The organism is uncultured Azohydromonas sp. (genome assembly GCF_937926365.1).
GTDB lineage: Bacteria > Pseudomonadota > Gammaproteobacteria > Burkholderiales > Burkholderiaceae_C > Azohydromonas.
In genome coordinates this window covers 1-25,496 of sequence record NZ_CALAOH010000011.1, presented here as the reverse complement: position 1 = coordinate 25,496, position 25,496 = coordinate 1, and the positions used below count along the sequence as shown (strand labels likewise).

Annotated in this window: 21 protein-coding genes and 1 riboswitch; of the genes, 14 read left to right on the top strand and 7 right to left on the bottom strand. The window is 68.1% G+C overall.

Annotated features, from left to right (window positions below; genetic code table 11):
- On the bottom strand, positions 1-513 hold a 513-nt coding region (locus Q0741_RS00850; protein ID WP_298231311.1), incomplete at its 3' end, for a biotin/lipoyl-binding protein.
- A gap of 395 nt (positions 514-908) precedes the next feature.
- Between Q0741_RS00850 and Q0741_RS00845 the strand changes: the two genes are divergently transcribed.
- Positions 909-3,005 (top strand): EAL domain-containing protein, encoded by a 2,097-nt coding sequence (locus tag Q0741_RS00845; RefSeq protein WP_298231310.1) that lies wholly within the window; start codon positions 909-911, stop codon positions 3,003-3,005.
- Positions 3,006-3,035: 30 nt separating this feature from the next.
- On the opposite strand, the gene Q0741_RS00840 is transcribed toward Q0741_RS00845, so the two are convergent.
- Entirely contained in the window at positions 3,036-4,121 is a 1,086-nt protein-coding gene (locus Q0741_RS00840) for a tartrate dehydrogenase (protein WP_298231309.1), read from the bottom strand.
- Between the two features lie 88 nt (positions 4,122-4,209).
- Here Q0741_RS00840 and Q0741_RS00835 point away from each other — a divergent pair, with 88 nt between their 5' ends.
- Entirely contained in the window at positions 4,210-5,121 is a 912-nt protein-coding gene (locus Q0741_RS00835) for a LysR substrate-binding domain-containing protein (RefSeq protein WP_298231308.1), read from the top strand.
- A gap of 151 nt (positions 5,122-5,272) precedes the next feature.
- Here Q0741_RS00835 and ribA read toward each other — a convergent pair whose 3' ends face one another.
- Positions 5,273-5,965, bottom strand: coding sequence for a GTP cyclohydrolase II (gene ribA, locus Q0741_RS00830; protein ID WP_298231307.1), 693 nt, complete (start codon positions 5,963-5,965; stop codon positions 5,273-5,275).
- A 14-nt stretch (positions 5,966-5,979) separates the two neighbouring features.
- On the bottom strand, positions 5,980-6,471 hold the full coding sequence (locus Q0741_RS00825) for a 6,7-dimethyl-8-ribityllumazine synthase (protein WP_298231306.1): 492 nt from the start codon (positions 6,469-6,471) through the stop codon (positions 5,980-5,982).
- Positions 6,472-6,556: 85 nt separating this feature from the next.
- Positions 6,557-6,711, bottom strand: a riboswitch (FMN riboswitch).
- 971 nt (positions 6,712-7,682) lie between these two features.
- Between Q0741_RS00825 and Q0741_RS00820 the strand changes: the two genes are divergently transcribed.
- The 4 genes from Q0741_RS00820 to Q0741_RS00805 all read left to right on the top strand — a co-directional run bounded on the left by Q0741_RS00820 (position 7,683) and on the right by Q0741_RS00805 (position 14,423).
- On the top strand, positions 7,683-8,864 hold the full coding sequence (locus Q0741_RS00820; protein ID WP_298231305.1) for a replication initiation protein: 1,182 nt from the start codon (positions 7,683-7,685) through the stop codon (positions 8,862-8,864).
- A 66-nt stretch (positions 8,865-8,930) separates the two neighbouring features.
- The gene (locus Q0741_RS00815; RefSeq protein ID WP_298231304.1) at positions 8,931-10,133 is read left to right on the top strand and encodes a ParA family protein; all 1,203 of its coding nucleotides are present in this window, start codon (positions 8,931-8,933) and stop codon (positions 10,131-10,133) included.
- Positions 10,130-11,134 carry a ParB/RepB/Spo0J family partition protein gene (locus tag Q0741_RS00810; RefSeq protein ID WP_298231303.1) on the top strand — a complete coding sequence of 335 codons (1,005 nt, stop codon included), beginning with the start codon at positions 10,130-10,132 and terminating at the stop codon, positions 11,132-11,134. The genes Q0741_RS00815 and Q0741_RS00810 overlap by 4 nt, the downstream gene beginning before the upstream one ends.
- Before the next feature lie 2,221 nt (positions 11,135-13,355).
- Complete coding sequence (locus tag Q0741_RS00805) at positions 13,356-14,423, top strand: GGDEF domain-containing protein (RefSeq protein ID WP_298231302.1); 1,068 nt, start codon at positions 13,356-13,358, stop codon at positions 14,421-14,423.
- 22 nt (positions 14,424-14,445) lie between these two features.
- On the opposite strand, the gene Q0741_RS00800 is transcribed toward Q0741_RS00805, so the two are convergent.
- Entirely contained in the window at positions 14,446-15,366 is a 921-nt protein-coding gene (locus Q0741_RS00800) for a hypothetical protein (RefSeq protein ID WP_298231301.1), read from the bottom strand.
- A gap of 375 nt (positions 15,367-15,741) precedes the next feature.
- Here Q0741_RS00800 and Q0741_RS00795 point away from each other — a divergent pair, with 375 nt between their 5' ends.
- Complete coding sequence (locus tag Q0741_RS00795; protein ID WP_298231300.1) at positions 15,742-16,431, top strand: hypothetical protein; 690 nt, start codon at positions 15,742-15,744, stop codon at positions 16,429-16,431.
- Positions 16,432-16,891: 460 nt separating this feature from the next.
- Entirely contained in the window at positions 16,892-17,365 is a 474-nt protein-coding gene (locus tag Q0741_RS00785; protein WP_298231299.1) for a MarR family winged helix-turn-helix transcriptional regulator, read from the top strand.
- Between the two features lie 65 nt (positions 17,366-17,430).
- Here Q0741_RS00785 and Q0741_RS00780 read toward each other — a convergent pair whose 3' ends face one another.
- The gene (locus tag Q0741_RS00780; protein WP_298231298.1) at positions 17,431-17,808 is read right to left on the bottom strand and encodes a hypothetical protein; all 378 of its coding nucleotides are present in this window, start codon (positions 17,806-17,808) and stop codon (positions 17,431-17,433) included.
- A 163-nt stretch (positions 17,809-17,971) separates the two neighbouring features.
- Complete coding sequence (locus Q0741_RS00775; protein WP_298231297.1) at positions 17,972-18,295, bottom strand: hypothetical protein; 324 nt, start codon at positions 18,293-18,295, stop codon at positions 17,972-17,974.
- A gap of 206 nt (positions 18,296-18,501) precedes the next feature.
- Here Q0741_RS00775 and Q0741_RS00770 point away from each other — a divergent pair, with 206 nt between their 5' ends.
- The 6 genes from Q0741_RS00770 to Q0741_RS00745 form a co-directional block, all read left to right on the top strand.
- Positions 18,502-18,753 carry a glutaredoxin domain-containing protein gene (locus Q0741_RS00770; protein WP_298231296.1) on the top strand — a complete coding sequence of 84 codons (252 nt, stop codon included), beginning with the start codon at positions 18,502-18,504 and terminating at the stop codon, positions 18,751-18,753.
- A gap of 449 nt (positions 18,754-19,202) precedes the next feature.
- Entirely contained in the window at positions 19,203-20,483 is a 1,281-nt protein-coding gene (locus tag Q0741_RS00765) for a hypothetical protein (RefSeq protein ID WP_298231295.1), read from the top strand.
- A 613-nt stretch (positions 20,484-21,096) separates the two neighbouring features.
- Positions 21,097-22,377: a hypothetical protein gene (locus Q0741_RS00760; RefSeq protein ID WP_298231294.1), complete on the top strand. Its 1,281-nt coding sequence runs from the start codon at positions 21,097-21,099 to the stop codon at positions 22,375-22,377.
- A gap of 86 nt (positions 22,378-22,463) precedes the next feature.
- Positions 22,464-24,047, top strand: coding sequence for a glucan biosynthesis protein (locus Q0741_RS00755; RefSeq protein ID WP_298231293.1), 1,584 nt, complete (start codon positions 22,464-22,466; stop codon positions 24,045-24,047).
- 16 nt (positions 24,048-24,063) lie between these two features.
- Positions 24,064-24,741, top strand: coding sequence for an endonuclease III (gene nth / locus Q0741_RS00750; RefSeq protein ID WP_298231292.1), 678 nt, complete (start codon positions 24,064-24,066; stop codon positions 24,739-24,741).
- A 169-nt stretch (positions 24,742-24,910) separates the two neighbouring features.
- Positions 24,911-25,496, top strand: a 586-nt coding sequence (locus Q0741_RS00745; protein WP_298231291.1) for a winged helix-turn-helix domain-containing protein, incomplete at its 3' end; no start/stop codon positions are given.

The following is a 25,496-nucleotide window of genomic DNA, read 5'->3' as shown; positions in this document are numbered from 1 at the left end:
GGCCTGCCGCGCGGCCTCCAGCCGCGATTGCGCCACGCGCCACTGCGCGCGGGCGTTGTCCAGGTCCTGCGGGCTGACGCCGCGCCTGTCCGTGCCGGCGGCGGCGCCTTCCAGGCGTTCGAGCTGCAGCCGGGCGCGCTGTGCCTCGGCCTGCGCGCCCGCGGTCTGCGCCGCGGCCTGACCGATCTCCTCCGGGCGGCTACCGCTGCGCAGCGCCCGCAGCGCCTGCTCCAACACCGCGACCTGGGCCTCGGCCTGCGCCAGCCGCAGCGTGGCGGTGCGCGTGTCCAGCACCGCCAGCACCTGCCCGGCCTGCACGTGCTCGCCCTCCTCCACCCGCATCTGCGCCACGCGGTCGCTGCCCTCGAAGGCCAGCGAGACCTGGCGGATGTCCACGTTGCCGTAGAGCGTGAGCTGCCGTGCGTCCGCCGGCGGGTGGAGCCGGCGCCAGCCCAGCACCGTGGCGGCGAACAGCGCCAGCAGGAGCGCGAGAACTGCGATCTTCTTGGTCATGGCGGGACTGCGATGGCGAAGTCAGCGGAGTGTCATGGCAAAGAACCGGATGCCCGGCAGCGACATGAATCCTCGCCTCGCCTTCCGGGAAGGCTGGCGTCCCCGCCGAACGGCGCGTGAATAGTTGGCAGGCTTCCCGCTTCTGGGGACCAACTTCGCAAGTAACCCGGCTTGATGCGCCGCCGGGTATCAACTATGTCCTTGCCCGGACGATGACCTGCGCGCCCCTCTGGTCCTGAACCGGCTTGGCTCGGTGGGAACGGGAGCGGGAGTCTTTGCAAGGGAAGTCGCCGGTGTCGCAGCTGAAGAATCTGCATATTCAAGATCAAGAGCTCGGGCGAACCGCCCCCTGCGCCCTGCGCCGGTGCGGCAGCGGCACTGGGGAGGATCGCGGCGTGAGCCTGGACCTCGCTCAAGCCTTGCCAACCGGCGGCGCTTCGGACCTACCGGTCACCACTTGGCGTGTCGATGCGGATGGACGGCTGCTGCACCCCGCTGCGCTGCCCGGTCTGCCTGGGCACTGCTTGCCGCCCGGCCCCATCGCCGAGCGGCTGACCTCGGCGGAGCGGCTGCGGTGGGAGCTCACGCGTTGGCCTGAGCTGAAGCGCACCGGCGCGCTCGACGAGGTGGCACTGGAGGTGCAGGAAGGCTCAGCACCTGCGCAGCTGCTGAGCTTCTGGCGCCGGCACGACGGCCCTGGCGGGCAGGCTTACGTCGCGTTGGTGGTGCCGGGCGCCGAGCGCGCGCAGCTGATGGCGCAGCTGCGCCGGGCGCAGGACAGCCTGGACGCCATGCCGGGCGCCATCCTGCAGGTGCAGCGCGTGGGCGAGCGGATGCAGTTTCCGTACGCCAGCGGCCCGCTGCTGGATCTGCTGGGCGTCACCCATGCCCAGGTTCTGGCCGATGCGGCGGCGCTGCTGGAGAGCCTTACCCCGGAGAGCCGGCAGGCCTTGCAGGACAGCCTGGAACAGGCGGAAAGCCAGGACGCGCCCCGCTGGCTGGTGGTGCTGCAGCCGCGGCGCTGGCCGCAGCGCCGCATCGAGCTGGCCGCGCAGCGGCGCATGGCGGCAGGCCCCTGGCATTGCGTGCTGGTGGACGTGACCGAACGCGAGCGCCTGCTGCACGAGCTGACCTGGCGTGCCGAAACGGACAGCCTGACCTCGCTGTTCAACCGCAGCGGGCTGCTGTCGCAACTGGCGCAGCGCCTGATGGAACAGCGGCCCTTCGCGATGCTGTTCATGGACTGCGACCGCTTCAAGCAGATCAATGACAGCCTGGGCCACGGCGTCGGCGACCAGTTGCTGCGGATGGTGTCGCAGCGGCTGCGCGGCTGCCTGCGCCCGGGCGACGTGATCGCGAAGCAGGAGCGGGACGCGGCCAGCCCGGCTGACGGCACGGCTTCCTACGTGGCAGCGCGTCTGGGCGGCGACGAGTTCGTGGTGATCGCCGACGGCGTGCGCACCCCCACCGACGCAGCCACGCTGGCGGAGCGGCTGGTGCGGGCACTGGCCCAGCCCTACCAGCTGGGCGGCCAGGAGCTGGTGCTGACGGTCAGCATGGGCGTGGTGCTGGCCGACCCGCACAGCGAGCCCGAACAGTTGCTGCGAGATTCGGACACCGCCATGTACGAAGCCAAGCGCAGCGGACGCAGCCGCTGGGTGTTGTTCGAGCCCGCCATGCAGGAACGCGTGGCCAGCGCCATGAGCCTGGAAACCCAACTGCGCCATGCGCTCACGATCGAGGGCCGGGTGTTCCCGGTCTTCCAGCCGATCGTGGACATTGCCAGCGGCGCGATCACCGGCTTCGAGGCACTGGCGCGCTGGCGCGACCCCGAACAAGGCTTCATCAACCCGGCGCAGTTCATACCGGTGGCGGAGGACAGCGGGCAGATCGCGGTGCTGGGCGAGCTGATCCTGCGCCAAGCCTGCACGCAGTTCATGTCGTGGGATGCGCACGCACCAACGGCAGGGCAACGGCTGTCGGTCAACCTCAGCCGTGCGCAGCTCTCGGACACGACACTGCCCGGGCGCATCGAGCGGCTGCTGGCCGAGCTCGGAATGCCGCCGCAGCGGCTGCAGCTGGAGGTGACGGAGAGCCTGGCCATGGTCGAGGACGATGGGTCGTCGCTGCAGGTACTGCATCGGCTGCGGGAGCTGGGCTGCCGGCTGTCGCTGGACGACTTCGGCACCGGCTACTCCTCGCTGGCGGCGCTGCACCGATTGCCGGTGCAGCAGGTCAAGCTCGACCGCAGCTTCATCAACGAGATCGAGACCAGCCCCTACCACCTCGCGGTGGTCAAGGCGGCGCTGCAGGTGGCGCAGGTGCTGGACCTGGAGGTGGTGGCCGAGGGCGTGGAGACGGAGGCCCAGGCCCGCACGCTGCGCTCGCTGAGCTGCGCGCGGGCGCAGGGCTGGCTGTATGCCAAGGCGGTGGAAGCGACGGACGCCAAGGCGCTGCTGCAGCGCCGGCAGCTCGGCCCGGTCCTGCCCTGAGCCGCCGCGCTGCCTGGCGGCGCGCTCAGATCAGATCAGCGCCGCGATCGCCTGGCCCATCTCGGTGGTGTTGGCGTTGCCGCCCAGGTCGCGCGTGCGCGGGCCCTCGCGCAGCACGGTCTCGATGGCCTTGACGATGGCGTCGTGCGCCGCGCGCCCGGCGCCCTGGCCGTGGGTGAGGAAGTCCAGCATCAGCGCGCCGGACCAGACCATGGCCACCGGGTTGGCGATGTTCTGGCCGTAGATGTCCGGCGCCGAGCCGTGCACGGGCTCGAACAGCGACGGGAAGCGGCGCTCGGGGTCGAGGTTGGCGGAAGGGGCCAGGCCGATGGTGCCGGTGCAGGCCGGGCCCAGGTCCGACAGGATGTCGCCGAAGAGGTTGCTGGCGACCACCACGTCGAAGCGGTCCGGCTGCAGCACGAAGCGGGCGCTGAGGATGTCGATGTGCTGCTTGTCCACCGCCACCTCCGGGTAGCGGCGGCCGATCTCGTCGGCGCGCTCGTCCCACCAGGGCATGCTCACCGCGATGCCGTTGCTCTTGGTGGCGACGGTGAGCTTCTTGCGCACGCGCGACTGCGCCAGCTCGAAAGCGTACCTGAGCACGCGTTCGGTGCCGTGGCGGGAGAACACCGACTCCTGGATCACGATCTCGCGCTCGGTGCCCTCGTAGATGCGCCCGCCCAGGTTCGTGTACTCGCCCTCGGTGTTCTCGCGCACCACGAAGAAGTCGATGTCACCGGCCTTGCGCCCGGCCAGCGGGCAGGGCACGCCCTCGAACAGCCGCACCGGGCGCAGGTTGATGTACTGGTCGAACTCGCGGCGGAACTTCAGCAGCGAGCCCCACAGGGAGACGTGGTCCGGCACCGTCGCCGGCCAGCCCACGGCGCCGAAGAAGATGGCGTCCAGGCCCTGGAGCTGGGCCTTCCAGTCGTCCGGCATCATCTTTCCGTGCGCCTGGTAGTAGTCGCAGCTGGCCCAGTCGATGTGCGTGAGCTCCAGCGCGATGCCGAACTTGTCCGCCGCGGCCTGCACGCTGCGCAGCCCCTCGGGCATCACTTCCTTGCCGATGCCGTCGCCGGGGATGACGGCAATCCTGTAGCTCTTGTCCTTGGCCATGGGGGTGCTCCGTTGAAAAGATGGCGCATCGTAGCCATTCACGCCATGCCGATAATCCGGCTCTCCGTGAAGTCTTTATGCACGTACCGTGAACACTTCCACCCCGGCCAACGAGGACCTGCGTGTTTTCAGCGTGGTGGCGCGCAAAAGCAGCTTCACCGCCGCGGCGGACGACTTGCGCGTGTCGCCCGCCTACGTCAGCAAGCGCATCCGGCTGCTGGAGCAGCAGTTGGGCACCAAGCTGCTGCACCGCACGACGCGCAGCGTGGCGCTGACCGAGGATGGCGACCGGGTGCTGCGCTGGGCGCAGCGCATCCTGGACGACCTTGATCAACTGCTGCAGGAGGTGGGTGGCACGCGGGCGCAGCCGCGCGGCAGCCTGCGCGTGTGCAGCAGCTTCGGCTTCGGGCGCCAGCAGGTGGCGCCGGCCATCGGCGCACTGGTGGAGCGGCATCCGCAGCTGCAGGTGCGGCTGGAGGTGTTCGACCGGCTGATCGACGTGGCGGCGGAGGGCTTCGACCTGGACGTGCGTGTAGGCGACGAGGCGGCGCCGCACCTGATCAAGCGCCGGCTGGCGGACAACCATCGGGTGCTGTGCGCCTCGCCGGCCTACGTGGCGCGCCGCGGCCAGCCGCGCACGCCGGCGGAGCTGGCCGGCCACGACTGCCTGGCGATCAAGGAGCGCGACCACCCCTTCGGCGTGTGGCAGCTGCGCTGCGAGGGGCGCGAGCAGGCACTGAAGGTGTCGGGGCCGCTGTCGAGCAACCACGGCGAGATCGCGTTGCGCTGGGCGCTGGACGGGCACGGCATCGTGCTGCGCTCGCTGTGGGAAGTGGCGCCGCTGCTGGCGCAGGGCCGGCTGGTGCAACTGCTGCCCGGCTGCATCCAGCCAGCCAACGTCTGGGCCGTGTACCCGACACGGCTGGAGCGCTCGGCCAAGCTGCGCGTGGCGGTGGAGTTCCTGGCGCAGTGGTTCAGGAGCAGCGCGCGGCCGGGGTGATTCCAGCTGTCGGCCGTTCGGAGGGACCCGTCATGCCCGCGTAGGCGGGCATCCACGCATGCCGGAATGCCACCCGGTGTTCGTGGACACCCGCTCCCCGCCTGCGCGGGGACAGGCTCCACGGGTGTGACGAAAGCTGTTCACACCACCATCAGGCAGCGGCGCGAAACTCGGCTTCGGTGGCTTCGGCCGTCTCGGCGGCGGAAACCACCGCTGCCTCGGCGCCATCCAGCAGGTGCCCCAGCCGCTCGCGCTTGGTCGCCAGGTAGGCGGCGTTGTGCGTTTGGGCGTCGGTCTGGTGGCGTTCGCGCTCCACGACCTCGATGCCGTGCTCGCGCAGCGCCAGCAGCTTCAGCGGGTTGTTGCTCATGAGCCGGATCGAGGCCACGCCCAGAGCCTGCAGGATCGCCGCGGCCGCCTCGTAGCGACGCGCATCGACCGGGTGGCCCAGCGCCAGGTTGGCATCGACCGTGTCCAGGCCCTGGTCCTGCAGCGCGTAGGCACGCAGCTTCTGCGCCAGCCCGATACCGCGGCCTTCGTGGCCACGCATGTAGATCACGGCTCCCTGCCCGGCTTGCTGGACACGCGCCAGCGCCAGCTCCAGCTGCGGTCCGCAGTCGCAGCGCAGCGAGCCCAGCAGGTCGCCGGTGAAGCACTCGGAATGCACGCGCACCAGCACACCCTGCGCGCCGGCGAGCTCACCCTTGCGGATCACCAAGTGCTCGATGCCGCTGCCATGGTCCTGCCAGGTTTCGAGCTCGAACTCGCCGTGCGGCGTGGGCAGCCGCGCGGCGGGGCCGCGCTCGACCTGCGGCAGCAGCGTCTTGGGAGCGTCGGATTTCATGGCCGCCGCTCCCTTCACTGCGTCAGCGCCTGGAGCTGGCGCAGGCCCCGCAGCGTGGCAAGGCAGGCGCTGGCCACTTCCTCGCCCTTCTTGACGAAGTGCGCGGCGAAGAAGCTGCGGTGCTCCTCGTGGTCGTGGAAGTCGCGCGGCGTGAGCACGGCGGAGAACACGGGCACGCCGGTATCGAGTTGCACGCGCATCAGGCCGTCGATCACGGCGCTGGTGACGAACTCGTGGCGATAGATGCCGCCGTTGACGATCAGCCCGCAGGCGACAACGGCGTCGAAACGGCCGCTCTCGGCCAGTTTCTTCGCATGCAGCGGGATCTCGAAGGCGCCCGGCACGGCGAAGTGCACGAGGGTGGCGGCCGGATCGAGCCCCTGGCGCGCCAGTTCGGTGTTGATGCCCTCATGGGCCCGCTCGACGATGTCGCGGTGCCAGGAGGCGCTGACCACGGCGATGCGCAGGCCGGCGGTGGAGGAAGCGGAAGTCGGAATCTGATTCATGGTCCGTACGACGAGGATTGCCAGAATCAGGGCGCATGCACGCGCACACGCGATGGCCACGTACAGACGCTGAGCCACCACGGCAACGCGATCTCTTTCATCCGGACTGTGACCGTCGGCCCTGGCTTCGCACCAGGTCTGCTGACCCCGGCTCCGTGAGGTGCCGGGCGCTCGCGGGCTCCCGCGGCGCAGGCCGCGAATACCGCCGGTGGGGAATTCCACCCCGCCCTGAGAACGCTGCCGGCACCTCGCGGCGCCGGCCTGGGCATTCTAGAAGCTGAGGAAAATCCGGTGGCGGCGTGGGCCTTCGGGCCCGACACGCGCTCCACCGCCTGGGATGCCGTCCGGCGCGCGAGGCCGGGCCGGTTGCGCAGACAACCGGCCGGCGTGGCTGGTGAGCTTCTCTGCCGAACTGGCACGCCGGTGCATGTCGCCGTCCGATGGCCCATGCATGCCGGACCTGCCCGCGCGGCAAGGTGACGGGCTATGGGACACGGAGGCTCTTCCCGCTCCCATGAATGTTCACCTTGGCCCTGAAACCCCGTCCCAGGCGTCCTTCGCCGGCCAGGCGGCATGGCGCGTGGGAATTGGCGTCCCATGGTTGGTCACCGTTCCATGTCCCATGCCTGGTCACCTTCATGCGTTCTGGGCGCCTTCTTGCCCCGGAAAGCGGATCACCACCATGGTTCGGAGCGCGCCGCGAAGATGCCCGCGATCGGCGCTTCGTTCCCATGAATGGTCACCATGCCGGCGTCCCATGAACGGTCACCTGTAGGTGAAACAGCACTTTCCGAGTGCGGCATCCCATGATTTGTCACCTTCGTCCCATATCCACAAACCTGAATTCCCAGAAACAGTCACCCATATCCCAAATCCACACACCTGAAAACCCATGAATAGTCACCTTTAATCCCATGAATGGTGACTTGAGCACATCTAAGTTCCTGTCGTGCAACGAAAATTTCGAAGATAAAGGTCTTAAAGGATCTAAAGCGTCCTTCAAAAAATACACAACGCGCCAAGCGGCAGCACCGAATGAACGGAGAAAAGAACTTTCTCCGGCTGCACGGCAGGAAATATCGCGGCTCAGGTTACTATCCCGCACCCCTGTTTGGTCACCTATGGCAAGCCGCAAAACTCCCAAGGAGTCACCTGAAGCCCAGATTTCCCTCTTTGCGAGCCCGGAAGCGCCGGACGCCTTTCGCAAGGCGGTGCAGATCGTCCACAGCAAGCCCAAACAACCGCTGAGCCTGCTGCAGCGCAAGCTGGGCAACGCCTGGGCCAAGCACGCTATTGAGCACAGCCCGGATGAGCAGGGCTGGTGGACGTTGCGGATTCGCGACTTGGCGCAGGACGTGGGGTTTGACTCCAACAACCGCCAGTACCTCAAGGAATCGGCCGAGGCGCTGATGCGCATCGTGTTCGAGTGGGACGTGATCGCCACCAGCCCCAAGCGCCCGTGGAAGGCCTCGGTGATGTTCCCGGAGGTGGAGATCCATGCGGACGTGATCCGCTACCAGATCAGCAGCCAGTTGCGCCAACTCATCGTCAAGCCCGAGATCTACGCGCTCATCGACATGAACGTGGTCCGGCGCTTCCGGCGCGCGAGCTCGCTGGCGATCTGGGAGTTCTGCGTGCGCTTCGAGAAGATCGGTCACACGGCCGAGGTTCCCTGGGAGGAGTTCCGCGACATGATCCTGGGCGAGACGGCCGAGGCGAAGACCTACCAGGAATACAAATACTTCAAGGCCAAGGTGCTCAAGCCGGCCATCGCCGAGGTCAATGCCGAATCGAGCCTGCGCATCGAGCTGGTCGAGGCCAAGGTGGGCAAGCGCGTGGTGGCGCTGCGCTTCCAGCTCGAAAAGAAGGCGGAGGTCCAGCCGGCCGTGGAGGACGGCAAGGTGCTGGAGATGATCGGGGAGATGGTGAACCTCGGTCTGTTGCAGTCCGAGGCGCGGCGCTTGGCCAAGGAGCACGGTCTGGAAGAGCTGCGTGCCGCGCTGGAGTACACGCGTCGGCGCATGACCGACTCGCGTGCCGGCAAGCTGGACAACCCTGCGGCCTATTTCCGCCATGCGCTCCAGCACCGCTACGCCATGCCGGTAGCCGAGGCCCAGCCTGCGCCAGCGCCCAAGGTGGACCTGCGCCAGGCCTACCTCGAATCGCAACTCGGCGAGGCCGAGCGCTATTTCAAGGAACTCGATGCCGAGGACCAGGCGGCGCTGGTCGAGCGCTACAACGCCCAGGCCATCGCGCCGCTGCGGCTCAAGAAGCGCGCGACCAAGGTGGCAGAAGCGGGCTTCCGCCGCTGGCTGGTGCAGGACACCTGGGGCGAGCCCACGGCCGAGGATCTGTTGGATTTCGCCCAGCGCATGCTCGCCGCCAAGTCATAAGCTCGTTGTCAAATTCTGAGGTCGCGGACAAAATCTCGCCCGACCTCAGAAACTAACAAGGACCTTATGGCCAACGCCGTCCTCGACGCTCCCTCGGCCCAGCGTTTCTCGCTGGAAGCGCTTCTAGAACTGGCGCAGGTGGCGAGCCACAGCCTGGACACGGTGCGTTCCGACATGCTGGAACCGCATCCACGCAAGACGCCGCCCGTCTTTACCGGCGCGCAGGTCGCGCGCCTGGCCGGCGTGGAGCCCAAGCAGATGACCTACCTCGCCAAGCGCGGCGACCTGCCCTCGGGCTCGCACGAGGCCAACGGGGCGCGGCGCATGTTCACGCTGGCCGAGGCGCGGCAGTACGTGAGCAGGCTGTCCAAGATCCCGAAGCGCCCCGCAGGGGCACCGGGCGCGACCATCGCCATCGTCAACTTCAAGGGCGGCTCCACCAAGACGACCACCGCCTTCAACTTGGCGCAGGGCCTGACGCTGCGCGGGCGCCGGGTGCTGATTTGTGACCTGGACCCGCAGGCGTCTTCCACCACGCTCACCGGGCTGCTGCCTGCGGCGGAGGTGATGGAAGACCAGACGGCGGCACCGCTGTTCATCCCGCCGCTGAGCGAGGCGCCCAAGGACCTGCGCTACGCGGTGCAGCGCACGTACTGGGACGGGCTGGACATCATCCCGGCGGCGCCGGCGCTGTTCGGCGCCGAGATCTTCCTGCCCATCCACTCGCGCGATCCGGACATCGCGTGGTGGGACATGCTCAACCGCGCGATCACGCCGCTGCGCGAGGACTACGACGTCATCATCTTCGACACCGCGCCGGCGCTGTCGTACCTGGCGGTGAACGCGGTGATCGCGTCGGACGGCCTGATCATGCCGGTGCCGCCGGAGACGCTGGACTTCGCCTCCTCGGTGGCGTTCTGGAACCTGCTGTCCGAGACGCTGGGTGCGCTGGCCAGCGGCCGGCGCTACCACAAGGACTTCGCGTTCATGCGTGTGCTGCTGTCCAAGGTGGATTCCAAGCTCGCCTCCAGCCTGGTGCGCGACTGGATCATCAAGACCTACGGGCCGTACATGCTGCCGGTGGAGATTCCGAAGAGCCCGGCTGGCTCGCTGAGCGCGATCAAGTTCGGCACCGTCTACGACCTGGGCAAGTACAGCGGTGGCGTGAGCGCCGACACCTACGGCCGCATCCGCGATGCCTTCGACAAATTCGTCGAGATGATCGACCAGTCGGTCCAGGCGCTGGTATGGAAGGTGGCCGCCGAATGAGCCTGCGCGACGAACTCCTCAAGAAGAGCCAGCGCGCCGTCGAGCACATGGGCGTGGCCAAGCCGGGTGCGGCCGAGCCGCAGGGGGCGCGACCGGTCACCACGCCGGGCGCGGTGGCCTTCCTGCAGCCCACCATCGACTCGCTCAACGAGCGTGTGAAGGAAGCCGAGGCCGCCAATGCCGAGCTGCGCCGCAAGCTCGCCAGCCAGCCCACGGAAGTGCCGCTGGAGCAACTCGACGAGAAGCCGGGACGCAAGCGCAAGCTCACGCCGGATCAGTTCGAGGAGCTCAAGGAGAACCTGCGCACTAACCCGCTGGTGCATCCGGTGGCGGTGAAGGCGCTGGACAACGGGCGCTTCGAAATCGTCTCCGGTCACAACCGGGTCGATGCTTTTCGCGCCCTGGGCCGCGCCGCGGTGCCGGTGGTGGTGGTGGATATCGAGGAGGAGATCCTCGACCGCACCGCCTTCTACGCCAACCTGCTGCAGCCTTCCCTGCCGGACTTCGAAAAGTACCTGGGCTTCCGCCGCGAGAAGGAGAAGACCGGCGCGACGCAGAAGGAACTGGCGCAGGCGGCCGGCGTGCCGGAGTCCACGGTGTCGATGCTGTTTGCCTTCGAGCACTTGCCCGAGCGCGCGCGCCAACTGATCGAGGACCGTCCCGACGGCATCGGCATGAACTGCGCGGCCGAGCTGGCGCGGCTGGCCCGGGACGGCGCCGCGGATCGGGTGGTGGAAGCCGTGGAGCTGCTGGTGAACGGCAAGCTCACACAGAAGGAAGCCTTGGGCCATGCCGGCCGGCGCCTGGCACGGCTGCCGCCGACGCCCGCGGCTGGCAAGCCGGTGAAGATACGCGCGGGCCGTCTGGACTTCTGCCAGTACGTCAGCCGCGGCACGACGCTGCGCATCGACTTCAAGGACGAACAGCACCGTATCGAGGCCGAGGCGCGCATCGCGCGGCTGCTGCAGGAGCTGGCCGACGGTTCGCGCACCGGTTCATAGTATGAAGTCCATGTAAATCAAGGACTTACAGAGAAAGCAAGGGCGTGTACCGGTTCGCGGTGCCATGCCCTTGGCCTGGGGCCGGGCCTGGTCAAGCCTGTTTCATGAGCAGCGTGTTGCACCGGTCGCCTTCCAAGGCCGGTCATGGCGGACGGAGTGGCCGTCATTGCCATGCCTTTGCAGTCTCCGAGCGGTTCGCTTATCCGGGCCGTCTTTTCCTCGCTCTTCGGGCCGTAGGTTGCGCAGGCCCCATCCACGGATGCCGCCAGTACCAGAATGCCGCCACGGGCGATCGCGGAGACCGTCACGCTGGTGTCCGTGACGCGTTCCCGTGGACATGGGCGCAGGCCGGGTGGAGACGTCGGCAACTCGTGGGGCGAGGGTCCGACGCGTGGCGCTCGGGCGGTAGGTCCACCCATCGGGCTTCGCCAACTCCCTTGCCTGGCCTGACTCCGCCACATCCGGAAAGGCATGTGTCCACGAACGTCGGGCGGCATCGCAGCCAGCATGGATACCCACTTAGCACAGAGGGCCGTCCGGGAAGGGGTCGCACGTTGGTTGAAGCGGGTGGTTTCGCCAACTGCTTCGTCATGCCCGGCAGGGCGTGCTGCTGTCCAGGGAGAGCCGATGGCTCCCCACAGGACGAAGCTCAAGTGGCAGCTCCTGCTGCTCCGGCATCCCCGCGCAGGCGGGACCCAGGGGCCCCCATGCCAGCACGAAGCCTGGAGGCGGCGAACCAGGACCCCAGCGCTGGCGTTCAGCCCGATTTGTTTGCGGTGTCAAGCAACACCAGCAACTTGCCCCCTGCGCCATTGAGAACCGACCTCCGGGATTGACGCTACTCGGGCTGCGTGGCGGGGTGCGTACAGCCGGTTGCCGTCACGGTGAATGGTGAAGACGTGCCTGTGGGCCCGCAACTGGTCCAGGACGGCGGTGGCCACCATCTGACCCCGCGCTCGTTCTTGCCCCTGGTTCTTTTCGCGGACCGATCGTCGATCGCAGCGATCGGCCTGCCGGCAAGCGGATGCCCTGCGCGGGTGCCGTAGTGAAGCAGGCGAGGGGAGCGCTCCGCCGTGAGCTTCGGTCCGTGGCGGATGCCGGCGATCGCGGAACAGCTGCCCGCGCCGCGCGCGAGCCCACGATGCCGGGAGCGAATCCTTCACTGGACTACGCCCTTAGGTGACCACTCATGGGATGGCTGCGTGCTGGACATCGTGGTGGTGGCTTCGTCTTCCAGGGATGCTGCCCGAGGCGCACTGCCCGTCACGGGCCCGGACCGCGTTATTTCCCAGAAGTGGTCACCTTTGGATTCGAAGCGCCTGCTACCGCCCCTACTCATGGCTTCACCCACAGTCGCCTTTCCATCGGGACACAAGTGCTTGATTTCCAAGGGATTCATAGTAAGAACCGGAAAAGGGCATACCGGCAGCATCGCCGGGTCCATGGAGTACCAAGAACTCGCCTCAGCCCGGAGAGTGCATGGCAGCGCTTCAAATCCCGGAGGGGCCGCTCTCTGACGCTTCACGAGCGGCTGAGAGGGAACCCGTATGAAGCCTGGTTTCGGGATGCCACCAGAGTTCGTCACGTCCGATATCCCAAAGACGGTCACCAATGCCCCCCACCAGCAGGCACCTGACGCTCGCCCGTTAATCAAGTGACTGTTCATGGGAGGAGCACGTCCGGCGAGCGGCCTCCCGGGTGGTAGGTACTTCGGCGTCGTGCTTCGGAAGACGCCAAGCAGCGCCGGCGCAGCGTTCCTAGAAAAATTAAAGGTGACCACTTATGGGCCGAACTGGCTGGCGGCGCCGCCGGTGTACAGGCAGCCGTATGTAGCAAAGCCGCCCACCTTGTCTCGTTTGCAGGGCGGGAAAACTCGAAGCTCCTACGATCGATCTGTTGAACTAATTTTCTATTGGTAAAGATTATCAGTGGTAATCTGAGCTAAAAGCTGTGTTGCGACCACGCTTCAAGACGCTCCGCCTGTCCCATCGCGGGTCCTGGCCTGCACTGCTCATGGAGAACGACGCGGGTCCAAGCGACCGAAAGGTATGCGTCGGCGTCGGCCGCCAAGCTGACTTATTACACCTCGGCCCTCGAGGTACCCCTTGAGTTTCCCGGGAAAAAGCCGATGAAGACGAAGCACCCGGGAGTGCTTGGCCGTGCCCTGGGCGCTATCACCGAGCAGGACCACGTCGACCCTCCAGCCTATCGATACGACCAGATGACGTTTCTGATTGACCAATTGGCCGATCTCACGAGCTATCGGGACCGTGAGCAGGCCGACGCGCTCCTGCTCGACATGCTCGCCAAGGTGCTGCAGCCCCAGTTGCTCGCCTTGCACCATTGCGTGGGAGAGGCGCACGACCTGCGCTGGCGAACCACGCTGCCGCGTAGCGAGGTCTTGGCCAGCCCGGTTCCGGTGGGCACGAGCCGGGTCGATTACGAGCACCGGCCGGAACTGGCTCGGCATCCGGAATGGGTGGAGTGCTTGCGCGACCTGCGCATCGTGGAGCGCGAGGGCTCGTCGGCGCTGGCGCTGATGCCCATCGTGGTGAACTCGCTGGCCGTGGGCGTGGTGGAGGTGCACGGTGCCAAGGCCTTGACCGAGGAGGGCAGGCGTACCGCGCAGTCCATCGTGCGGCTGTATGGCAACTACCGGGCGCTGCTGGATTACGGCGAACGCGACCCCCTCACCGGCCTGTTCAACCGCAAGAAGTTCAACGACAGCTTCATGCGCGCCGTGGTCCAGCGCGCCATCGCGCCCAGCGAGCAACTCGCCGGGCAGGCCGGCGAGCCGACGCCGCAATACTTCCTGGCCGCGGTGGACCTGGACCACTTCAGGCAGATCAACGACAGCTTCGGCTACTTCATCGGCGACGAGGTGCTGCTGCTGACGGCCCGGGTCATGCGCGCGGTGCTGCGCTTCGACGACCGCCTGTTCCGCTTCGGCGGCGAAGAGTTCGCGGTGTTGCTGGATGCCTCGGACGAGAAGGAAGCCCTGGCCGTGCTGGAAAACCTGCGCGAACAGGTCGCCCGCCATAAGTTTCCGCAGGTGGGGCATGTGATGGTGAGCATCGGCTTCACGGCCGTGCGGCCCTCGGATCTGCCCACCAGCGCCATCGAGCGTGCCGACCGCGCGCTCCACCTGGCCAAGGCCAAGGGGCGCAACTGCGTCGTGGGGCCGGCGACCATGGTGCCCGCGGGCTTGCTCGAAGGCGCTTCGCGCGGCGGCAGCGTGGACCTGTTCGAGGAGTCGGCTTCGGCCACGGGCGACGTGGAACTGTTCTGAGCCTGGGCGCGCCAGCAGCGCCTCAGGGCTGCGCCTGTCCCAGCGGCAGCTCCAGCTCCACCGCCTCCACCAGGCGCCGGGCCGTTACGCTCAGGTGCAGCACCTTGCGCAGCGGGTGGCGCGAAACCACCGACTCCACGTGCTCCAGCACGTCGTCGGGCAGGCAGGCGATGGCGCAGCGATAGGCTTCCACCGGTAAGGCCTGGTCGTTGGGGCCAATCTCCACGATCAGCGCTTCGTACCCCGCCTCCGCCAGCGCCGTCTTGTAGCCGCGCGCGATGGCGGGCTCGTAGCCGGCCAGCATCACAGCCTCGCCCTCTGGCGGAACCACGTCCGCCGGCAAGGGCGACGGCGCCACCTGCGCCACGCCCGGCGTGGGCGGCGGCACCGCGCCGGGGCGCCCCGCCAGGGCGGACGCCAACAGCGCCCCCGGCCCGACGCTCTCGCGCAGCGACTCGCGGATCTCCTGCCGTGACAGCGCGCCGCGCAGCGCCTCCGTGATGGCAGGCGCCACCAGCGTGTAGAGCTGCGCGCGCAGTGCCATCTGGAACTCCGCGCTGCGCACGATCGCGGTCGCCACCCGGCCCACCACGCACTGCAACTGCTCGGTCGGCAGCGCCAGCAGCGCCTGTTCCACTGGGCCGCTCGGCAGCTCCCGTGCCACCGCGGCTGGCACGGCGAGGCGGGCGGGTGCCTCGTCCGGCGCCTGCGCGGAAAACGGCACGCCGACGCGGGCCTCGGCAGCGGGCCGCTGGGTCGCGGGCGCCTCGCGCCTTGCGCGCGAGCGGCCACGCGCCGCGCGCCGCGCCTCATCCGCCGGCGGACCGGCAAAGGCCGCGTCCAGGCCGCCGAACAGGTCCAGTGTCACACCCAGCGGCGGCCCGGCCGCCAATGCGGGTGCCGCTGCTGCTCCAGCTTCGTTCTGGTACTTCCTCGCGCCCATGCCGTACTGCTTCAACCTGGCTCGTCACCAGGTACTGTATGTACATACAGCATCTGCGGTGCCGCCCGGCGCAAGTAACCCTGCGCCGTGATGGGCTGGCAGCGTAGGAAGGAGCTGCGCGTGAGCGTGTGCTCGTTTCGCCAGCGAGCAGGCACTTGTCGTGTAAGTGCTGTAAGCCCCTTCGTGGAAGCCCGAAAAAACAGGGGATTTTCCGGCTAAGGCGATGGCTGCCCGGGTTGTTGCGTCGCAGCATGGGCTGGCACCGTGCGCTCGATGGAAGCCGTCGTGATCAACCTTGCCACGCGGGCCGAGCGTTGGAGCGCTATGTGGCAGCAGCTTCGGGGATGGGTATGAAATGGATCGGCTGCGGCGCTGATGAGTCCGCTGACGCAGTTGGTTGCCAGCCTGGGCGTGGCGCTGATCATCACGCTGGCGCTGCTGGACGCCACCCGCGGCGGCATCACGGTGGGCGAGTTCGCCGTCTTCGTCACGGCGCTGCTGATGTTCTTCCGCGGCCACATGGACCTGGCCCAGGTGCGGACGAAGATCGCGGGCTGGGCGCCGGTGGAGAAGATGGTGCCGCTCATGCGCCTGGACGAGGCGTACCGGCTGCCGCGCTCCAGTGGCCGCGAGTCGAAGCTGCGCCGCCTGCTCACGTTGCAGGGGTACCTATTGCCGCACTCGCTGCTGAGCAACAAGGTGCTGGTGCACGAGAAGAGCTTTGATGGTCGCGCCCGCGGCGTTTTCGGCTTTCGTCGCGTGCTCTACCGTCACGTGGCCAGCGAAACCGGCCACATGGTGGAGTTGGAGTGCGGGCGCTTCTTTACCGAGATGCTCGACATGCTGGCTCAGCTGCACCCGTTCATGCGCCGCTTGCCGGAGCTGCGCCGGGCCTGTGCCGAGGCGATGGAGCAGATGGGCTGCGCCAAGTTCCGGCGCGGGGTGTACGGGCTGAACGAGGGCGATGCCGCAACCGCGTTGTGCCCGGCACCGGATGCGGACGCCCAGGGCGCCGCCGCCACGCCGCGGGCCCAGCCCATGGTGCCTGTGAGTCCTTCGGCCTGACCGGGACTGTCCTGGCCTTCAGCGCCAGCCGCCGCGGTGGCTCCCGCGGTATCCACCGCGCCAGCCGTAATACGGGTGGCGCCAGCCCCAGCCGTAGTACGGCCGGTACGCCCAGGCCCAGCCCGCGCCGGGACTGGGGTACGCGGGGGCGACGTAAACCGGTGCGGGAGCAACCGTAACCGACGCATAAGGTGGCCCGGCCGGGACGACTGCGCAACCGCCAAAGAGGCTCAGCAGGCCGGCCGTGGCGAGCGTGATGAGGCGTTTTTCGAGACCCACGACAACTCCAGGCTCGTTGAACAGGTGGGGCGGCTTGGCAAGCCGCCGTGTCCGGTTCAACGCGCCGGCACGGCGCGGCGTTGACAAGCATCAAGCCCGGAGCGGCGCTGCCCGCGGCGGTCCATGGAGCCGGCGTGGGTTAAGGTTTGCCGTGTACACGACATTTGCAACGGTCCAGAAGATGCCCGCGAAGCAGGCCGATTTCGAGCTCGATCGCACGGTCACGCACCGGCTCCACACCCTTTCCAAGCTCACCGACCGGGTGAGCCAGGCCGTCTACCTGCAGGAGGCGGGCATCCCGCTCAACGAGGGTCGCTGCCTTGCCGCGGTGGGGGCGTTCGCGCCCTTGTCGGTGAACGACCTGGCGCGCCTGGCCAACCTCACCAAGGGCCAGGCCAGCCGCGCGGCGCAGACGCTGGTGGACCAGGGGCTGGTGGACAAGCAGACCAGCGTGGTGGACGGGCGTGGCGTGGTGCTCAAGCTCACGCCGCAGGGACGTCAGACTTGGCGCCGGGTCAAGGCATTGATTGAGCGCCGCAACGAGGAGATCGTCGCCTGCCTGGATGCGTCCGAGCGCGAGCAACTCGACCGGCTGCTCGACCGCCTCGTGTCGCACGCCGCCAAGGCGCTGGAGGCGGGCGACGAGGCGGCGTAGCCGGCCCGGGCGCGCGCCCATGAAAAAGGGCCCCGAGGGCCCCTGTGATGTCTGCGTGGCGCTGTTCAGCCGGCGCGGGTCTTGTCCAGCAGCGCCTTGCGGGCCTGGGCCAGCTGTTCCACGGCAGCCACCACGGCCTGCGAGGCCGACTTGTAGCCGGCGACCACCGGGGCCAGCGATTCCTTGGCGGCGTTGTCCTGCAGCGCGGCGTCCATCAGCTGGGCGCTCTGTGCATCGAGGAGCTTCACGGCCTTGACCATGAACTCGTCAGCCTGCTCGGTGGCCTTGACCAGACCGGCCATGGCCACGTTCGGGTCCGTTGCGGCACCGGTGCCACCCGTCAAGGGCGACTGGAACAGCTTGGCCTGTTCCTGGAAGAAAGCGGTGCTCAGCTCGCTCCACTGCTTGGCGGCTTCCTGGGCTTGGGTAAAGAAAACGTTCATGACGGTCTCCTGAAGTGAAGCGTTGTTGGGACGCGGAAATTGTGCGCCCAGATCACCGGGCGCACGGCGGGGAAAGGCAATAAAGCTTGCCGGGTGTTGTACACCGGATCACTGCAAGGCCGAGGTAAGCATGCCGCCACGGGCCTGAACATGCTCCCCAGGCTCAGGCGGTGAGCGGCCGGGCCGGCCTGGCGCGGCGCTGTACGCGCCGTACCAGCAGCGCCGCGATCGCCACTCCCGGCACGAGCAACGATACCAGCAGCACCGGGATGGCCAGCAGCGGACGCAACTCCCACTTCTCCAGCACCACGTTCATCACGAACACGAAGGCGATGGCCGTGGGTAGCCACATCTGCAACGACATCACGAGGAACTGCAGCGGCGTGACCCCGGGCGCTCCCAGGGCCTGACGCAGCTTCACGGCGGCCAACACCGATGCCGCCGCCATCAATTGCGCAAACAGAACGAACGCAACGATCCCCTTCACGCTTCCCTCCGATCCTCCGGGTGGCGATTCTTCCACGGCATGAACTCAGGCACGCGGTGCCGCGGCGCCGCGTTTGATATGGGCGCAACAGTGTCTTGACGCCACCCGGCCAAAGCGGGCAATGCGCTGGAGCGCGCGCATGGCGGCGAAACAAGAAGCCTCCACTGAGCGGCGATACTGGAGCCTGCTTTGCATCAACAACTTCCATGAATCTCAGAATCGTCGTCTACAGCAAGAGTGCCTGTCCCCAGTGCGATACCGCCAAGCGCCTGCTCGAAAGCCGCGGCCTGCCCTTCGAAGTCATCCAGATCGACGACGAGGCCGAGCGCCTGGCCTTCTACGAACGCTGCGGGCCCAGCGTGCGCCAGATGCCGCAGATCTTCATCAACGACCAGCGCGTGGGTGGCGTGGCGGGGCTGCAGGCGGCGCTGGCGCAACTGGCGCAGGCGGTGCGCTGAATCCGGGCGGCCGCATCGGTTGCGCCCTCACCCAATAAACCGAGGACTACCACGGTTGTCATGGCCGAGCCGGGACTCAAGACCTCCACGCTTCAGGAACTGGATGGCGCCGAAGGCCGGCAGCCATGTTTCGCGAGGGCAGGGGCATCATTTCCCAACCGTTCGCAATTTCGGATTTCTGTCGCATCAAGAATTAACAACCGCGGTTCTCTGCTTCCTCTGCAGAGCTGAGCCTTTTGCCGTCACGCACGCTGGTTACAGCCTTGGACTGGAATTCCTGGCGTGGCGGATTCGATACGGATGACGAGGTGGGCACGGGCCTGTCCTACGATCCGCCGTCACTTCAGCGGGGCTTCCTGCTGATTTGATCCGGCGGTCATGGGCAGGCGGCGCCAGCGGTTTCCCCTGCCCGGGGCCGCCGCCAGAAAGACCTTCCGTGGAGATTTGCCGTGAGCCCTACACCGCCGCGAGCCCGCCTGGTCCTGACCGGCTGCGCGCTGCTGCTGGCTGCCCTGGCAGCCCAAGCGCAATCCGGCCCGCCCAGGCCCCCGGCCACCAGCGCCGCCAGCCCTTACTACCTGGGCGCCTCGGTCGCGCGAGGACGTGACTCCAACGTGTTCCGCGTGCCCTCGGCTCAGGGGCCCCAGTCGGACTCCTACACCACCGGCTCCGTGCTGGCCGGCGCGGACAGGCCCATCGGGCGTCAGCGCGTGTACACCGACCTGGCCTTGCGGCGCCAGCGATTCAGTCGCCTCAACGAGCTCGACAACAATGGATATGGCGCCAGCGCGGGCGTGGACTGGGAAACCGCCGGGCGTTTTTCCGGCCAGGTGAAAGGCACGACCGAGAAATCCCTGGCGTCTTATGGTTCGCCATTCACGGCCACCACGCTGCGCGCGCGGAATATCCTGCGCGAGCGAACTTTCAACGCTTCGGTGCAGCGCGGCACGGCCCGCAGCAAATTGCAGCCTTTCGTCGGCTTCAATAAACGCAAGACGAAGTATTCCGCCGAGGCCTACCGCTTCCGCGACAACGACCGCCGCGCCGTGCGCGCGGGCGTGCGCTGGCGTCCCAGTGACCGGCTGACGCTGGCCACGGCGGCGGTGCATGCGCGGGGCAAATATCCCTTCTCCCGCACCAGCAGCGGCGTCGCCCCGTTGCCCGACGAGTACCGCAGCCGCGGTATCGAGATCAGCGCCGATTGGGAAGCCACCGGCAAAAGCCGGCTGGACGGCCGGATCGGCTACGAGCAGCGCCGCTACGAACTCGCGACGCGGCGCGACTTCTCGGGCATCAACGGCCTGCTGCGCTGGCGCTGGCAGCCCACCGGCAAGCTCACCTTCACCACCTCGCTGGTGCGCGACGCCGACGACACCGAGCGACTCCTGCCCGCGGACACCACGGACCTCACGGCCACGGGCTCGCGGGTGACGAACTCGGCCATCCTGGACGGCACTTGGCAGGCGACCGCCAAAGTGGCCGTCAACGCCAACCTGCGCTACAGCGACCGCAAGCTGGTCAACCCCGTCGTGGATGCCAGCGGCGGCGCGCAGAACCTCAGCGGCAGCGACACCACGCGCTTCACGACGCTGGGCGCCACCTGGGAAGCCACGCGCAACGTTTCCGCCGGCTGCAACGTCGGCCGGGTGTCGCGCACCACGAATTCCAGCCTGAGCTTCCCGTACAAGGCCAACACCGTGAACTGCCAGGTGCAGGCCCTGCTGCGCTGAACGCCGGCCAGCGCTTCCGCTCCCGGCGCGACCCGCCAAGCGCTGGCCGCCCGGTTCCAAGCACTTTGCGCTGCGTCTGTTGGGAAATGACTGCATCACCGGATTGACGCCACTGGAAACCGGCTGCATCCTGGTATTTCAATTATTCAACGCGATACCAATTTGAATATCCCTCGCCGGTATTCTTGTGTCGCTACACCATGTCCGGGCTTTCCGCACCGCGCGCCTGATAATTTCCCTGGTACGGCGGGGAAATAAAGTTCCGTATTCTTTCAATTCGCTACTCAACTTGTGCAATGTCCACAAGTTGAGGTCAAAAATGGCGATGAATGAAGCGCACCTTACTTTGGGGAACTTGCCCTAACCATTCGTGAAAATGAAAGAAGACGTAGGGCTCTGATTTTCGGCATTGGGCTTGTAGAGTGCGCGGCCAGTGGATGCTGCCCATGGGCAGGCATCCCCATCCGAAGAATGTGGCAGTTTGTGCCGGTTTCAGCCGGTTCCACGCTGGTCGGTATTTCCATGCCGCGTCGCCAGGCTGCCGCGAATCAACTGTGGGTAGTTATTTATGCGCAATCTTTTTTCGCGCTTGATTCTGAGCAGTTCCTGGATATTGGCAACCGCCGCGCTGACCGCCTGCGGCGGCGGCGGGGACACAACGTCGCAGGAGTTTGCGGCGTCATCGGCGCCGGAACTGGCGCAATCGCAGCCGCTCGAAACGGCCCAGGCCCTGGGTACCGACGTTGGTAGCACTGCGGCGGACGAAGGCAGCGACGACATCACGTCCCTCGACCCGCAGCCCTGGGAGCTGGAATACGACGACGCCACCGCGCAGGCCTTCATCGCCAGCCTGCCGCCGGTGTCCGGCGAGGCGCGTGCCGCCCGCACGCGCGTGAAGTGGAATCCGGGCCACTACGTCGCGCTCAGCCGCCGCGACGTGGCTTCGCTGCACACCGCGCTGCGCGAGATCCGGAACGTCCCGCAGGTCAAGGGCCTGCTGCTGCGCTACGGCTGGCGCCAGCTGGAGCCGCGCAAGGGCCATTACAACTTCGCCACCATCGACCGCGACGTCGCGCTGGCGCGCTCCTACGGCAAGCGGGTGTTCATCATGGTCGAGACCAAGGCGTTCAGGCCCGGCCTGCGCGCGGCCCCCGGCTACATGTACACGCCCGAGTACGGCGGCGGTGCCTACAAGATCCGCATCAAAGCCAAGCCCACCCTGGGCAGCAGCCAGCGCTATGGCGAGAACATCGCGCTGTACAACGACAAGGTGCGCGACCGCCTCATCGCGCTGACCAGCGCGATGGGCCGGCGCTACAACCTCAACAACGCCGTCGAAGGCGTGGCTTTCAACGAGACGGCCATGGGGCAGGCGGTCAAGCCGCTGAGCCGGGCGCAGTCCGATGGGTTCTTCCGCAACCTGGCGCAGGTCAACACGGCCACGCGGCGCGCCTTCCCCAACACCGTGGTGATGCAGTTCATCAACTTCCCGGCCAGCTACATGCCGGGGCTGGTGCGCAACATGCTCAATTCCTCGGTGGCGCTGGGAGGCCCGGACACCTTCCTCAACGACCACGATCTCAACCGCAACACCTACCCTCTCTACGACCAAGCCCAGGGCAAGGTGCCCATCGGCCCGTCGGTGCAGCCGGAAAACTATGTCACCCACTCCCAGAACGGCCCGCACTCGCCGCCCAAGGTGACGGAGCTGCACGCCTTCGCCCAGAACCGCCTGCACGCCAACTACCTGTTCTGGTCGCGCACGTTGACCGGTCACAAGCCCTACAACAACGTGCTGCGGATGTTCAAGTCCGAGGCCTTCGGGCGCGACAACGCCGGCGGCTTGCGCACGGGCTGCCCCGCGAGCTACGGCCTGTGCGTGCGCTCGCTGTAACGACACCGTAGCCCTGCACCGGGCTATCCCGCACCGGCCGGCTATGCTGGCCCGGTCCCAACTGCAGCAAGCCAACGACGAAACCGATGCAACGCCGCGATTTCGCCCGCGCCGCCGCCGCGCTCGCCGCCATCACCTGCTGGCCCGCGCTCCGGGCGGCGCCCGCCGCCAGCAGTCCCGCAGGCACCGCGCAGCAACCCTTCGACTACGCCTGGCTCAAGGGCGTGGCCCGCGCCCGGGCCGCGGCGCCGTACAAGGCGCCGCCGGCCGAACTGCCCAAGGCGGTGGAGGCGCTGGACTGGGACCAGTACCAGGCCATCCGCTTCCGCGACGACCATGCCCTGTGGGCCGGCGACGCACAGAGCAACTTCCACCTGAAGTTCTTCCACCTGGGCCTGTACTTCAAATCCGCCGTGCGGTTGCACGAGGTCGTGAACGGGCAGGCGCGCGAGCTGGCCTACGACCCGGTGATGTTCGACTACGGCAAGAGCGGCCTGCGCGGCGCCTCGCTGCCCAAGGACCTGGGCTTTGCCGGCTTCCGGGTGAACTTCCACACCGACTGGCGCGGCGACGTCGCCGCCTTCCTGGGCGCGAGCTACTTCCGCGCAGTGGGTGGCGAGCGCCAGTACGGGCTCTCGGCGCGGGGCCTGGCCATCGACACCGGCCTGGGCCGCCCGGAAGAGTTCCCGATGTTCACGGACTTCTGGTTCGAGCGCCCCGCGCCGGGCCACGACGTGCTCACGGTGTACGCGCTGCTGGACTCGCCCAGCGTCAGCGGCGCCTACCGCTTCGACATCCACCCCGGCAACACGCTGGTGATGGACGTGGATGCGGCGCTGTACCCGCGTCGCGCGGTGGAGCGGCTGGGCATCGCGCCGCTGACCAGCATGTACCAGTACGGCGAGAACGACCGGCGCCGCGCCAACGACTGGCGCCCCGAGGTGCACGACTCCGACGGCCTGGCGATCTGGAGCGGCCAGGGTGAATGGCTGTGGCGCCCGCTCACCAACCCCGAGCAGCTGCGCTTCTCGGCCTACAGCGACGAGAACCCGCGCGGCTTCGGGCTGCTGCAGCGCGACCGCAACTTCGACCACTACCAGGACGACGGCGTGTTCTACGACCGGCGGCCCAGCTTGTGGGTCACGCCCAAGGCGGGCTGGGGCCGCGGGCAGGTCCAGCTGGTGGAGATCCCGACCGACGACGAGACCAACGACAACATCGTCGCCTTCTGGAACCCGGCGCAGCCGCTGGTGCCGGGCGAGGAGCGGCTGTTCAGCTACCAGCTGCACTGGGGCGCGTTGCCGCCGGTGGCGCCGCGCATGGCGCAGGTGGTGGCCACGCGCACCGGCATGGGCGGCGTCGTGGGGCAGAAGCGCAAGTACTACTCGGCGCGCTTCGTGGTGGACTTCGCGGGCGGCGACTTCGAACTGCTGTCCAGCCAGGCGCAGCTGGAGCCGGTGATCACGGCCTCGCGCGGCATCGTCGAGATCACCTCGGCCCGCCCGCTGGCCTCCATTCGCGGCTGGCGCGCGAGCTTCGACCTGCGCCCCACCGACGACCTCGTCGATCCCGTCGAGCTGCGGCTGTTCCTGCGCTACAAGGGCCGCGCCATGACCGAGACCTGGAGCTACCAGTGGACGCCGCCGGCCGCGGCGCAGCGCTCGTTCTGAGCTGAAGCCCTCCGCCATGGATGCGCCCGCCGCCTCAAGGCCCTTCGACATCACCGAGGCGCTGCGGCGCATCGAGGTGGCGGTGCAGCCCTATCCCAAGGCGGCGCTGTTCGAGCTGCGCGACGAAGGGTTCAGCGCCGCTTTCGAGCAGCTGGTGGCCTGCATCCTGTCCATCCGCACCCGCGACGAGACCACGCTGGTGTGCGCGCGGCGCTTCTTCGGCCTCGCGCGCACGCCCGCGGCGGTGGCGGCGCTGGGCGTGGCGGACATCGATGCCGCCATCGCCGACAGCACCTTCCACGAGCCCAAGGCGGCGCAGATCCACGCCATCGCGCGCGAGGTGGTGGCGCGCCACGGCGGCGAACTGCCCTGCGACGAGGCGGTGCTGCTGGGCTTTCGCGGCGTGGGGCCCAAGTGCGCGAACCTGGTGCTGGGCATTGCCTGCGGGCAGCCGCGCATCGGCGTGGACATCCACGTGCACCGCATCACCAACCGCTGGGGCTACGCGCAGGCCCGCGCGCCCGAAGGGACGCTGGCGGTGCTGGAGCGGCAGCTGCCGCGCGAGCACTGGATCGAGATCAACGCGCTGCTGGTGCCTTTCGGCAAGCACGTGTGCACGCCCAGCCTGCCGCGCTGCTCCACCTGCCCGGTGCGTGACATGTGCGCGCGGGTGGGGGTGGCGAAGCACCGGTAGGGTGGGGCGGGCGGCGGTCGCTCAACCGGGCCGTGGCGCAGGCTGGTTGGGCGGCAGGCCGGGGGGAAGGGTTCCAGCGCCGCTGCAGAGCCTTGTCCAAGGACTAGAGACCGGGTCGCCATCAATCCTTCGCGCGCGCTGATCGATTCCTGATACTTTTCCCGCCGCCATGGATGCCCTCCCGCCCCCCGCGCCGCCGGGCGCGCGCCGCTGGCGCTTCGGCGCCTGCGAGCTGGACGAAGCGCGCCGCGCGCTGCTGGTGCGGGGCCGCGAGGTGCCGCTGCAGCCGCGCGTGTTCGAGGTGCTGTGCTACCTGGTGCGGCATCGCGACCGCGTGGTGCCCAAGGAAGAGCTGCTGTCCGCGCTGTGGCCCGGCAGCGTGGTGGTGGACAACGCGCTGCAGCGCAGCGTCAGCCTGGCGCGCGCCGCGTTGGCCGAGGCCGGCCTGGCGCAAGCGGTGCGCACCTATGCGCGCCTGGGCTACCGCTTCTGCGTGCCGGAAGTCGGCGAGCCTGAGCGCAGTGCGTCCGCCGCCGTGGCGGCCGGTGGGGACGAAGACGCCCTGGCCGAGGCCCGCGCCGCCTGCACGCGCTGCGACTGGGACGCGGCCTGCGAGGCCTATGCCCGGGCGCAAGCGCGGCAGCCGCTGCCGCCAGATGAACTGCTGGCGTGGGGCCGCGTGGCCATCAGCGCCGGGCAGGGGGCGAGCGTGCTGGAGCCGCTGGAGCGCGCCGCGGCGCGCCAGGCCGAGGCGG